The organism is Burkholderia sp. APQ4-4ca (assembly GCF_057837105.1).
Window position 1 is genome coordinate 882 of record NZ_JBYQCG010000011.1, and the last position, 12,677, is coordinate 13,558.

General features: G+C 60.7%; 11 protein-coding genes and 1 pseudogene. 4 read left to right on the forward strand and 8 right to left on the reverse strand.

Annotation, left to right across the window (positions count from 1 at the left end; all coding sequences use genetic code 11):
• Positions 1-106: 106 nt before the first annotated feature.
• The 8 genes and pseudogenes from AC3IFE_RS01260 to dnaA all read right to left on the reverse strand — a co-directional run bounded on the left by AC3IFE_RS01260 (position 107) and on the right by dnaA (position 10,380).
• The gene (locus tag AC3IFE_RS01260; protein ID WP_489189355.1) at positions 107-913 is read right to left on the reverse strand and encodes an AAA family ATPase; all 807 of its coding nucleotides are present in this window, start codon (positions 911-913) and stop codon (positions 107-109) included.
• Positions 914-1,088: 175 nt separating this feature from the next.
• Positions 1,089-2,786 (reverse strand): TIGR04141 family sporadically distributed protein, encoded by a 1,698-nt coding sequence (locus tag AC3IFE_RS01265; RefSeq protein WP_489189356.1) that lies wholly within the window; start codon positions 2,784-2,786, stop codon positions 1,089-1,091.
• Between the two features lie 51 nt (positions 2,787-2,837).
• Positions 2,838-3,197 (reverse strand): hypothetical protein, encoded by a 360-nt coding sequence (locus AC3IFE_RS01270; RefSeq protein ID WP_489189357.1) that lies wholly within the window; start codon positions 3,195-3,197, stop codon positions 2,838-2,840.
• A 238-nt stretch (positions 3,198-3,435) separates the two neighbouring features.
• Positions 3,436-3,888 (reverse strand): hypothetical protein, encoded by a 453-nt coding sequence (locus tag AC3IFE_RS01275; protein ID WP_489189358.1) that lies wholly within the window; start codon positions 3,886-3,888, stop codon positions 3,436-3,438.
• A 139-nt stretch (positions 3,889-4,027) separates the two neighbouring features.
• A pseudogene (locus AC3IFE_RS01280) lies at positions 4,028-4,525 on the reverse strand (site-specific integrase); the annotation flags it as partial.
• A 333-nt stretch (positions 4,526-4,858) separates the two neighbouring features.
• Positions 4,859-7,333, reverse strand: coding sequence for a DNA topoisomerase (ATP-hydrolyzing) subunit B (gene gyrB, locus AC3IFE_RS01285; protein ID WP_489189359.1), 2,475 nt, complete (start codon positions 7,331-7,333; stop codon positions 4,859-4,861).
• A gap of 191 nt (positions 7,334-7,524) precedes the next feature.
• Entirely contained in the window at positions 7,525-8,631 is a 1,107-nt protein-coding gene (gene dnaN / locus AC3IFE_RS01290; protein ID WP_006490996.1) for a DNA polymerase III subunit beta, read from the reverse strand.
• A 171-nt stretch (positions 8,632-8,802) separates the two neighbouring features.
• Complete coding sequence (gene dnaA, locus AC3IFE_RS01295) at positions 8,803-10,380, reverse strand: chromosomal replication initiator protein DnaA (RefSeq protein ID WP_489189360.1); 1,578 nt, start codon at positions 10,378-10,380, stop codon at positions 8,803-8,805.
• Between the two features lie 421 nt (positions 10,381-10,801).
• Between dnaA and rpmH the strand changes: the two genes are divergently transcribed.
• From rpmH to yidC, 4 genes are all read left to right on the forward strand, one after another.
• Positions 10,802-10,936 (forward strand): 50S ribosomal protein L34, encoded by a 135-nt coding sequence (gene rpmH / locus AC3IFE_RS01300; RefSeq protein ID WP_004198824.1) that lies wholly within the window; start codon positions 10,802-10,804, stop codon positions 10,934-10,936.
• A 15-nt stretch (positions 10,937-10,951) separates the two neighbouring features.
• Positions 10,952-11,413 carry a ribonuclease P protein component gene (gene rnpA, locus AC3IFE_RS01305; RefSeq protein ID WP_006489941.1) on the forward strand — a complete coding sequence of 154 codons (462 nt, stop codon included), beginning with the start codon at positions 10,952-10,954 and terminating at the stop codon, positions 11,411-11,413.
• Positions 11,414-11,488: 75 nt separating this feature from the next.
• Positions 11,489-11,755: a membrane protein insertion efficiency factor YidD gene (yidD, locus tag AC3IFE_RS01310; RefSeq protein WP_489189361.1), complete on the forward strand. Its 267-nt coding sequence runs from the start codon at positions 11,489-11,491 to the stop codon at positions 11,753-11,755.
• Between the two features lie 8 nt (positions 11,756-11,763).
• Positions 11,764-12,677: membrane protein insertase YidC (yidC, locus tag AC3IFE_RS01315; protein ID WP_489189362.1), on the forward strand; the 914-nt coding region annotated here is incomplete at its 3' end.

A 12,677-nucleotide genomic window follows, 5' to 3' on the forward strand; every position in this document is an offset into this window, starting at 1 on the left:
TCACTCGGCTATCTGACGCCGGTGCAGTTCGCTCGGGCGCACGATGCAAAGCAGCAGTTTTTAACCTCGGACTCTAACTGCAGTTCGGACTAAAACCGGGGGCAGGTCACAACGCCCGAAGCGCCTTGTGGTCCTGCTGCCGCTGATCAAGATTCCGTTTGTAGAAGCGGCTCAGTCGCTTGGACAGATCCTCGGCCCTTCCCGTTGTCGCGCTACCGCTAGCGGTAGGATCAGCCAGGTGCCTTTGCGCACTCAGGTTGTCAACTTTTATCAGCGAACGCAGAATCGCTGCCCCACCGGGGTCCTTTGCGAGAGGCAGTGGCTCGTAATTCGCCAGGGCCTCGTGCTCGTCATTGAATTGGGCGCGATCCAGAACGAAATACCGGAACTCGTATTCGTTGGAAAGCTCGTTTTTAAGGTAATCGGTCAGGCTTTTCGGCCATGGAACGTATTTTTCGTTATCCCGGCGCTCCAATGCGGCGGCTTTCGTCCGGGCATCGACGCGTGTCGCCCGAAATTTTGCGATAAGCTCAGCCGAATTGCGCGGTGCAAATTCGATACGCATCCCAACCTGAGTCCCTTGCCACGCCGTGCTAGGCAATAGTGGAATAACAAGATACAGATCGTGTGCGGTGACTTCGAACCAAAGATCGAGGCTAATCGAAGGCAATGCGGGCACCTCAGCGTCGGCGGGGAGCTCACCAAGCTCGTCGAAGATCTTCCAGCATGCGGAACTGAAATCGTAAAGGGAGAACCGCTCTTTTGCTCCGGACGCAAACGCGTGCAATACCTGCGTCGCAGACGTTTTGCCACTGTTGTTCGAACCGACGAAAATAGAAATCTCGGATGCAAGTTCGATGCGAACGTCCCGTAGCCGCCGATAGTTTCTGACTCTGTATGAATGAAGATGCACGCTGTATTCCCTCGGACTATTGGGATTGATGTATAAAAAGCGGACCTACGAGCCGCTCCACGTAATTACCCACTGCGCGAAAACTGAGACATCAGACCTGACCGGGTGGCCGCCGTCGATATCCCGGCAGAGAAGAGCGCCGGGAAATGCTGGGGTGTGCGCGTTCTTTTTCGTTTCACGGCGGCGCTATGGGCGGCTCGGATTTTCTGTGCCTGCCAGGTGGGCTTTTGGCCAGTTCAGGCACTGCTGCGCGCGTTCTGCGCGATGGCTTGCATGATGTGGTGTTAAGAAAATCAGCGTCGAACTGGATTTTTGCGATGGCGACGGCGAACCCAAGCGCGCTCAGGGTTGCGATTGCGTTCTTTAGGGTCACTCTTGAAAAGAACGGCAACGCTTGTGGAAGATCCTTTGTGGTGACGACGGCATAGACGATCCGATAATTGCCCGCTTTGGGCTTAACGGACGGATCGGGAAGCTTGATCCGGGCGGGCAGTCGATCGTTTAGCTTTGTTCGAAAGATTTCGTCAGCAACGAACGTTTCAGCCGCCACGCTGCCTTGGGCAAACAGATGGCTCAGCGTCGCCGAGTTTTTGTAGATCTTCACGTGGATCAGGTCGCGGCCGTCCCGGACCAAGTCGCAAAACTCGATTTTGTCGTAAGCGCCGCCAAACGGAACCGTCTTTCGGTCGAGCAGTTCATATGCGGCGGAGTCGGCCGCCACGCTCTCGTTGTATGCGGCTTCGCTGGCATGCTTGAAAAGGGGCATCTCGATCTTGTCGACTTCAAGCGTTGAGAGCTGCCCATCCACTCGCTCGATGAAGCTTTGCTTGACCTCGTGCCAATCGCCGTTGCGAAGAATGTATGTTTGCTCTCCGTTGGCGATTTCGGCATACAGGCACCGATAGGCCGACCATTTTTTGAGCGGCGAGAATCGGTCGTCGATGGCGTAGACGTGGTGCCTTTTCAGAGCCTCAACCGTTGGGTCGTCCCCGTGCTCGGTCATGTATTCGAGCAGCGTCGTCAGTTGGAGGGTCTTGTGGATGAGCGTGCGCTCGCGCAAATCAAACGAATAACCAATCTGCGACTCCCAGTCGACGATCTCCGGCTCGCCCAGCCACACATTGTCGGGAAGGTGGTCCGCTTGCAGGATCGACGAGAGCTCCATGTCGAGGATTTGCAGCGTGTCGCTGTTCTTTTCGCGCCGTAGATCCTCGACCCACGCGAACCGCTCTGGCAAGCCTCGTTCGTAACGGCGAAAGGCTTCGGCGAGCACGGTTGGCAGGTCATCGAGTGTGATCTCCGGCGAGATGGTCAGAGCGTCTCGCCCCGTAACGTGGCTGCCGAACAAGGGCTCCGTCGATGTTCCTGTTATGGCGTAAATTAGGTCAGTTTCAGTGTTGATGAGCAAATCGAAAATGTCGGCGTCCCTGGGGCTTTGGCTTCTCGTGTTTAAGGGATTTGACTCGTAGCTCGCCTTGTCCAAGCTACGCAACCTGTCTGGATCGGAAGCGCTGAGCGCCACGCGCAGACCAAAGTCGCGCACGACGTGGTCAAGGTCGACCATATGGAAACCCGTTCCGAAGGTCAGGGCGAAGGTCGTCTCGTCATTGCGGAAAATCAAAACGGCGCCTTCTGATCTTCGTCCCTCAAACAGGCCGTCAGGCACTTCCTGACCATCGATCAAAAACTCGGACCAGGCGGGCTTTGTGAGAGGAGGCGCCTTCTTGACGTATAAACGGGCGCTTCCGGACGCGATTTTCAGATCGACCGGGCGTTTCGCCGCACTGGTATCAATGATTTGCTCGTCACGAAGTGCTGAATCCTCGGCCAAGTAGATGGTCAGATGCTCGCTTTTGGCTGGATGTTCTTTCATCGCCGCCCCCGTAACAGTCACGGTTTTTGGCTTTCCACGAAATGGGAAATTTCATCGTGGTGCGTTTGCGAATTTTGCGCCTTGCATGTTGTGCGCCAATGCCAACATTGAGTCGAACAGCTTTGTGTGATCCTTTCGGGCGCGCAATTTTAGGGGAATGACCATGGCGAGAGGAACGCTCGTCCACTCGCCCGACGACAGGGTTGGTATGAAGGTGGAATCTGCTGGGACCGCTCCGATGGCGTTCATTAGTGTCGGAACGGTCTCAAAAAACAGTTGCCCGCCACCCAGACGCGCTTCCTTGTCCTTATTTTTGAAACGATTGAAGCGCGCGGTCCAAGAGTCGCCGCTGTCATCCGTGATTCGGTATGCGATCGTAAGCGTTCGAGTTAGTCCAGCGAACTCGTCCAAGTAGTTATGCGCCATCCATTCGGAGGCCAAGGGCCAATTAGGCATCTCGCACCATGTAGGTTGCGCAAAGGCACACCGGAGCGCCTTTGCGACGGATGCGGAGCCCCGACAAACACCCTTGCATGTTCTTTGCTTTTCGAGCATGAGCCGTCCGATTATATCGCCTCGAAAGCCGAAGGGATGTCGCTTGCCTTGGCGATTATCTCCCTGTTTACCCTGCCCAGCGCTTCGACCTGCGTCAAGTCTTTGGCCGCTGCATGCGCATGGCTATCTTGTCGTTTATTTGAATCTTTTTTTCGCTTTGCTTGCTGGTCAAAACGCGTTTCCGCATGATTTTCAAATAAAAATCGCGCTCCCACTCATTGATCCATGTCTTTTCAAAAGCGTGGGCGATAGCTTCCCCATTGAGCGACTTACTGGGGTCTTTGCGAACCCGTTTGACCGCTTGGAAAATCTTGTCAGAGGGCAGTCCGATAAAACGTTTGACGCAGCAGTTGCCCACATCAGCCGTTTGTCCTGTGACGCGATTTTTGAGGGTGCATATTTCGATGATGGGAAAGTGGCCACAGAGACACGTCTCCGGCTCCTCGGCCTCGTAGACTTCGGTCAACGACCATTCGGTTTTCGCGAGGTCCCAGGTCTTCGCCTTTGATCTTGCGATGATTTCCGCAGTGAGCTTAAATTCGGACATGTCGTTTTCCGAGGGAGCCGGCCGCATGGTTGGCCGATTTAAAAACGCTGACGTTGCGCGTAGTATATGCCGACCCGGCTCATCCCGCCCGGATTGTGAATCCTATCCTGATCCCGCAGAGACTCCGGCTCGTCGGCGTTTAAAGACAAATCGGCGTCTCAATGTCAAAGCGATCGAGTGGCACTTTGAGCTCCACCAGCGGCTTTTCGTGTTGGTAGTGCACGAAATGGGGTGAACTAAAGTCGACTTTTGATTGGTCATGGTGTCCCACGAGCGCCATCAACATTGCGGGGTGGACATTGAGGTCGGTCATCCTTGTGAACGTATGCCGGAACGAGTGGAAGACTTTCAGGTCATCCGTTATCTTGCGCTGGTCGAGATAGTCGGCGAACCTGCGAGTGACGTTTTTCCAGTATCCGGTCGCCCCTGGTTTGAGTTCTGGAAAGGGCTGGGTCGCGCCGCGCTCGCGCAAGTCTTCGACATAGGCCAGAAAGCCGGATTCGACAACGACCCGGTGAAGGGGAATCCGGCGCTGCGAGTTCGCGTTCTTCGCTTTCTGGATATCGAAAAACCAAACGTCGCCCTCGCGTTGCAACTGGTCAAGTCGAAAGCTTGCCAGCGCCAACAGTCTAGCTTGCGGGAAGTCTTTCATGTGACCTCCTGGCCGCCGCGAGCGAGCCGGAGATAGAACACGCCCGGCGCGATTTGAACAGATGGGGCAGCTTGTGCATCGGGCGGATGGCTCACTAAGTGGCTCACCGCGCGCACAAGGCAAAAGGCCCGTGTTCCTGAGAACACGGGCCTCTGCGCTAATTTGGTGGCGAATCAGGGACTCAAACACGAGACGTTACAGAAATCGAAAAGAACACGGACCGGTGACAATCCCGGCAGTCCCACCTTTTCGGCTCTTTTAGTCTCACGAACCGCGTTGCAGTCTCACGAATTCCGTTTCCCTGCAACAGCTGCTTCATCAAACGTCAATATTCCCCGCCCGCAACGCATTCGACTCGATAAACGCCCGCCGCGGCTCGACATCATCCCCCATGAGGGTAGTAAAGATCCCGTCCGCCGCGATCGCGTCTTCGATCTGCACACGCAGCAACCGCCGCACTGCCGGATCCATCGTCGTTTCCCACAGTTGCTCGGGGTTCATCTCGCCGAGGCCCTTATAGCGTTGCTTCGACACGTTCCGCTCAGCATCGGCAAGCAGCCACTTCATCGCGCTCTTGAAGTCCGCCACGGCCATGCTGCGCTCACCGCGCTTGATAACCGCACCTTCCCCAATAAGCCCCTTGAACGTATTCGCGGTGGTCACGAGCTGCTGATAATCCGCCGTGTGCTGGAATTCCTGGTCGATGACCGAAACCCGCACGTTGCCGTGATGCGTCCGCTCGACATGCAGCGCCCGCTGCTCGCGAACCGCGTCATACGAAGGCACGACCCGCACTTCGTTCTTCAGCGCTTCATCATGCAACGCAGCGTGCAGCGCCTTAGCCGAAGCCTCGGTCGATTCCTCATTGGAGAGGTCGATCACCACGCCATCCATAACGGCTTCCAGCGCCGCCGGATCATACAACCGGCTCAACCGATCGATCACGCTCTGCGACAGCAGATACGACCTTGCCAGCTCCCCAAGCGCATCCCCAGAAATCGCCGCCGCATTCTCCCCAGGCACCAACTCCGACCCTTGCAGCGCCAACCGTAGCATGTGCGCGTTGAGCTCCACGTCGTCCTTCAGATACCGCTCGTCCTTGCCCGCCTTGATCTTGTAAAGCGGCGGCTGCGCGATATACACGTACCCGCGCTCGATCATGTCCGGCATCTGGCGATACAGGAACGTGAGCAGCAGCGTCCGGATGTGCGCACCGTCGACGTCCGCGTCGGTCATGATGATGATGCGGTGATAGCGGAGCTTGTCGAGGTTGTAGTCTTCCTTGCCGATGCCGCAGCCGAGCGCGGTCACGAGCGTGACGATCTGCTCCGACGACAGCAGCTTGTCGTAGCGCGCCTTCTCGACGTTCAGCACCTTGCCGCGCAGCGGCAGGATCGCCTGGAACTTCCGGTCGCGCCCTTGCTTGGCCGACCCACCTGCCGAGTCACCCTCGACGATGTAGATTTCGCACTTCGCCGGGTCTTTCTCCTGGCAGTCGGCGAGCTTGCCGGGCAGGCCGACGCCGTCGAGCACGCCCTTGCGGCGCGTCATCTCGCGCGCCTTCCGGGCAGCATCCCGCGCCCGAGCAGCTTCGACGATCTTCCCGCAGATGATCTTCGCGTCGATCGGCGTCTCCAGCAGGAACTCTTCCAGCGCCTTCGCCACGACTTCCTCAACCGGCGCACGAACCTCGGAAGAAACCAGCTTGTCCTTCGTCTGCGAGCTGAACTTCGGCTCCGGCACCTTCACGGAGAGCACGCACGACAGCCCTTCGCGCATGTCGTCGCCGGTCGTCTCGACCTTCGCCTTCTTCGCGATTTCGTTGTCGGTGATGTACTTGTTGATGACGCGCGTCATCGCGGCCCGCAGGCCGGTCAGGTGCGTGCCGCCGTCGCGCTGCGGAATGTTGTTCGTGAAGCACAGCACGTTTTCGTTGTAGCTGTCGTTCCACTGCATCGCGACTTCGACGCCCACGCCGTCTTTCTCGCCGTTGGCAAAGAACACGGTCGGGTGCAGGTTGGTCTTCGTCTTGTTGATGTACTCGACGAAGCCCTTCACACCGCCGGCGAACGCGAAATCGTCTTCCTTGCCCGAGCGCAGGTCGGTCAGGCGAATCCGCACGCCGTTGTTCAGGAACGAGAGTTCACGCATCCGCTTCGCGAGGATGTCGTAGTGATACTCGACCGTGCCGAAAATGGTCGGATCGGCCATGAAGTGCACTTCGGTGCCGCGGTTCTCGGTGTCGCCGGTCACGAGCATCGGCGACACTTCCACGCCGTCCACGACCTCGAGCACGCGATCCTGCGCGACGCCGCGGTGGAACTCCATGAAACGCTTCTTGCCGTCGCGGCGCACGGTGAGGCGCAGCCAGCTCGACAGCGCGTTCACGCACGACACGCCCACGCCGTGCAGGCCGCCCGACACCTTGTAGCTGTTCTGGTCGAACTTGCCGCCGGCGTGCAGCTCGGTCATCACGATCTCGGCGGCGCTGCGCTTCGGCTCGTGCTTGTCGTTCATCTTCACGTCGGTCGGAATCCCGCGACCGTTGTCGACCACGGAAATCGAGTTGTCGGCGTGAATCGTCACGTGGATGTCGTTGCAGTACCCGGCCAGCGCTTCGTCGATCGAGTTGTCGAGCACCTCGAACACGAGGTGGTGCAGACCGGTGCCGTCAGACGTGTCGCCGATGTACATCCCGGGGCGCTTGCGCACCGCCTCCAGACCTTCGAGGATCTGGATCGACGAAGCGCCGTAGCTGCTGTTATCGGGTTGCGAATTGTGCTGTTCACTCATGGATATCTTCCGGTTCTGCGGGGCCACTCTCGTGGCGGCGCGGTGCGTTTCAGCGAGAAATCGCCGGGCCGCTCCAGTTTCCTGGCCCGCCCCAAGTGCCGAAAAGGCACCAAAAGGGCGGGTTGTCGGTTCGCCATAAAAACGCCAAAGGGGCTTGCCGCCCCCTGGTGTGTGTCGCGATGTCGAGCGCGTCAGATGCGCATCGGCATCACGACATACTTGAACTCGTCGTTCTCGGGCACGGTGATCAGCGCGCTCGAGCTGGCGTCGCCGAGGCTCACCTGCACGGTGTCGACCTTCAGGTTCGCGAGCACGTCGAGCAGATACGTGACGTTGAAGCCGATGTCGACGGTATCGCCCTGATAAGCGATTTCGAGTTCTTCCTGCGCCTCTTCCTGATCGGCGTTGGTCGACATGATCTTCAGCTGGCCCGGCGCGATGATGCAGCGCACGCCCTTGAACTTGTCCGAGGTCAGGATCGCCGCGCGCTGCAGCGAACGCTGCAGTTCTTCACGGCCGATCTCGAACGTGTTCTTGTGCGCCTTCGGGATCACGCGCTGGAAGTCGGGGAACTTGCCCTCGACGAGTTTCGACACGAGCTCGACCTGGCCGAACGTGAACTTGGCCTGGGTTTGCGCGATGTCGATGGTGACGGTATCGTCGATGTCTTCGAGCAGGCGCTGCAGCTCGAGAATCGTCTTGCGCGGCACGATGACTTCCTGGCGGCCGAACGTGCCGCCTTCGAGCTTCATCGACGAGAACGCGAGGCGGTGGCCGTCGGTGGCCACGGCCATCAGCTGGTCGCCGTCGACGACGAGCAGCATGCCGTTCAGGTAGTAGCGGATGTCCTGCTGCGCCATCGCGAAGTGCACCATGCCGAGCAACTGGCGGAACGACTTCTGCGGGACGGTGAGCGTGGCGCCGAAATCCTTCGCCTGCGCGACGGTCGGGAACTCGTCGGCCGCCAGCGTCTGCAGTGCGAAACGGCTCTTGCCCGATTGAACGGTGAGGCGCTTGTCGGCGAGCGACAGCGTGACCTGGCCGTCAGGCATCGCGCGCAGGATGTCGAGCAGCTTGCGGGCCGCGACGGTGGTCGCGATCTGGTCGCCGCCGACGCCGAAATCGGCGCGCGTGGTGATCTGCAGCTCCAGGTCGGTCGACAGGAATGAAACGTCCGGGCCGTTCTTGGTGATCAGCAGGTTGGCGAGGATCGGCAACGTATGGCGGCGTTCGACGATGCCGCTGACCGTTTGCAGCGGCCTGAGGAGGGTGTCTCGTTCGGTCTTGACCAGTTGCATAGAGTTCCTTCGTTGAGTAACGGCCTGCAGCGCAGCAGCCACGCAGCGCCCCGCCGGCCGGGCTCTTGGCCCGCCACCACCGGGGCGGTCAAACCAGTATTGTGCCTCAAAACCGAACCGCCCCCCTTAAATTGGGGCGGAGGCCGAATTATCAAGCGCGGGTGCGCGCGCTCAGCCCTTCAGCGTCTGTTCCAGCACGTGCAGCTCGTGGTTGAGCTGCGCGTCCTTGCTGCGCTCGTCGGCGATCTTGCGCACCGCGTGCAGCACGGTGGTGTGATCGCGCCCGCCGAACAGCTCGCCGATTTCCGGCAGGCTCTTCTGCGTGAGTTCCTTCGCCAGGTACATCGCAATCTGCCGCGGCCGCGCGATGTTCGCGGGGCGCTTCTTCGAGTACATGTCCGCGACCTTGATGTTGTAGAAGTCGGCGACGGTCTTCTGGATGTTCTCGACCGAAATCTGCCGGTTCTGCACGGTCAGCAGGTCCTTCAGCGCTTCCTTGGTCAGCTCGATCGAAATCTCGCGGCCGTGGAACTTCGAATACGCGAGGATCTTGCGCAACGCGCCTTCGAGTTCGCGCACGTTCGAGCGCAGATGCTTCGCGACGAAGAACGCGACGTCTTCCGACAGGTTCACGTATTCCGACTGCGCCTTGCGCATCAGGATCGCGACGCGCATTTCAAGCTCGGGCGGCTCGATCGCGACGGTGAGGCCCGAATCGAAGCGCGAGATCAGGCGATCGTCGATGCCGGAGATTTCCTTCGGATACGTGTCGCTGGTGATGATCACCTGCGCCTTGTTCGCGACCAGTGCCTCGAACGCGTAGAAGAATTCCTCTTGCGTGCGCGACTTGCCGGAGAAGAACTGGATATCGTCGATCAGCAGCAGGTCGAGCGAATGGTAGTAGCGCTTGAAGTCGTCGAACGCCTTGCGCTGGTACGCCTTCACCACGTCGGACACGTATTGTTCGGCGTGGATGTAGCGGATCCGCGCGCCGGCCTTGTCGAGCAGCAGCTGGTTGCCGATCGCGTGGATCAGATGGGTCTTGCCGAGGCCGACGCCGCCGTACAGAAACAGCGGGTTGTACGAGATGCCCGGGTTGTCCGCTACCTGGATCGCGGCGGCGCGCGCGAGCTGGTTCGCCTTGCCGGTCACGAAGTTGTCGAACGTGAGCACCGGGTTCAGCTTCGAACGTTCGTACATCGAATCGGCTTCGCCGCCGTTGGCGGGCGCGGCGCCCGGGCCCGGACGCCACGTGCGGCGGCCGGCCGCCGCTTCGTGCGCGGGCAGGCTCGGCAGGTCGATGTCGGCGTCGTCGGCGTTCAGGTGGTGGGCGGCGGCCGCCGACGGCGTCATCGGCACGTCGGCCGGCGCGCTGGGCGCGGCGGCGGCATTCGCGGTCAGGTTGGCGGCGATCGCGGCGACCGTCGCGGCCGGGCCGCTCGGGGTCAGCGGCGCACGCGGGGCGGCCGGTGCGGCGCCTGCGGCGGCGCTGCGCATGCCGGCCTTCGGATCGAGGACGAACTGGACTTCGATCGGCGTGTTCCAGAATTCACGGGCCAGATCGGAGATCCGGCCCGAAAACTGGCTCTTGACCCAGTCCAGCTTGAAGCGGTTCGGCGCGGCGATGGACAGCGTGTTCGCCGACGCATCGAAGGCCACCGGGGCCAAGGGTTTGATCCACGTCACGTACTGCTGGGGCGTCAGCTCGCGCTCCAGCAGTGCGGAACAGTGTTGCCAGAAATCGTTCATCAAGTAACTGTCGTTTTTTGCGTGCACAGCGCGGCTCGCCGGCGCCCTTGTCGCAGTCGCGCAACAAGGCCCGAAGCGGTCGTGCGAGCGTGCCTCGGACGCCTGCGTCACAGTCTTGGAGGGGCAGGCGCGAGCCGAAGCGGCGTGCGGGATTCTTGGAGATAAGGCGAGATTCTAACGCCAAACGCGGCCACAGCGGGACTTATCCACAGGCTGGGTTTGTGGGTCGCGGGGCCGGATCGGAGCGGCCCGGCACAGGCGAGCGACTCGTAAAGTATTGACCGTCAACGGAAAAACGGTTTAAATAGCGGGTTCCGCGAAAACCAATCCTGTATTCCCGGCGATTGCGTTCGCCCGAATGCCTCCGGTTAAGGGCACGCGGTCCCCTGAATTTCGACATTCTCGAACAAGTGAGAACATCATGAAACGTACTTACCAACCGTCCGTGACGCGCCGCAAGCGCACCCATGGCTTCCGTGTCCGCATGAAGACGGCAGGTGGCCGCAAGGTCATCAACGCTCGCCGCGCGAAGGGCCGCAAGCGCCTCGCCATCTAAGGCAGGTTGCGCGCTGTGTCCGCCGTCCGCAGTCCTGCGGAAGGTGCCGTCGAGCCGGGTGCGAATCCGTCGCAGACGAAAGCCGCCTTCCCGAAAGCTGCGCGACTTCTGAAAACGGATGAATTTTCATCCGTTTTTCGTTTGCGCCCCTGGCGGCGCTCCGCGCACTTCGTGATCTACGGCAAGCCGACCGGTCAGCCCGCACGCCTGGGGCTCGTCATCGGCAAGAAGTATGCGCCGCGTGCAGTAACACGTAACCTCGTGAAGCGGCTGGCGCGCGATCAGTTTCGCCTGCGCCGCGCCGAATTCGCCGGTTACGACCTGCTGCTGCGGCAGCACACGCGCTTCGACAAGAAAGCGCTGCCGAGCGCGGCTTCCGCCCCGCTCGCGGCGATGTGCGCGGCCGAGATCCGCGAACTGCTCGACAGGGCAGTCCGGGAAATCGCGCGCCGGGCGTCGAAGCCCGCGTCCGAGTGACGCATCCGTGCCCGGTCCGGCGTTCGCGCCCGCCCGGCCGGTTTTGACGCGGCGTCGTACGGCGCCGCCCAAGGTATGGAAACGGTATTGATCGCCTTGCTGCGCTTCTACAAGGTTGCCGTGAGCCCGATGCTCGGCAGCCGTTGCCGTTTTTATCCTTCCTGTTCGGATTACGCGCGCGAGGCAATCCAGTATCATGGCGCCGCGCGCGGCACGTATCTCGCCGTCAGGCGCGTGTGCCGATGCCACCCGTTTTCCGCGGGCGGCGTCGACCTCGTCCCGCCGCCCAACTCCGACACTCGCGCTCGCGGCGACGCCGACGCGCGGTCCCATCGACTCTGAGACAACGCATGGATATCAAACGCACCGTCCTATGGGTGATCTTCTTCATGTCAGCTGTCATGCTGTACGACAACTGGCAGCGGGACCATGGACGCCCGTCGATGTTCTTCCCGAGCGCCACGCAGACGGCCCCGGCCGCTGCCGGCGGCGCATCGGGCACGGGCGCGACGAAGACCGCAGGTGACGTGCCTGCCGCCGCAGCCGGCGCCGCACCGTCGACGACGGCCCCGGCCGCGCAGGCGCAGCTCGTGAAGTTCTCGACCGACGTGTACGACGGCGAAATCGACACGCGCGGCGGCACGCTCGCGAAGCTGACGCTGAAGAAGCAGGGCGACGGCAAGCAGCCCGACCTGTACATCACGCTGTTCGACCACACGGCCGGCCACACGTATCTCGCACGCACGGGCCTGCTCGGCGGCGATTTCCCGAACCACAACGACGTCTACACGCAGCTGAACCCCGGCTCGACGTCGCTGACGGGCGACCAGAACACGCTGAAGCTGTCGTTCGAATCGCCGGTGAAGGGCGGCGTGAAGGTCATCAAGACCTACACGTTCACGCGCGGCAGCTACGTGATCGGCGTCGACACCAAGATCGACAACGTCGGCACGGCGCCTGTCACGCCGACGGTCTACATGGAACTGGTGCGCGACAACACGGCCGTCGAAACGCCGATGTTCTCGCACACGTTCCTCGGGCCGGCGGTCTACACGGACGCGAAGCACTTCCAGAAGATCAACTTCAGCGACCTCGACAAGAACAAGGCCGACTACGTGAACTCCGCCGACAACGGCTGGGTCGCGATGGTGCAGCACTACTTCGCGTCGGCGTGGATCCCGCAGCAGGGCGTGAAGCGCGACATCTACGCTGAGAAGATCGATCCGACGCTGTATCGCATCGGCGTGAAGCAGCCGGTCGCCGC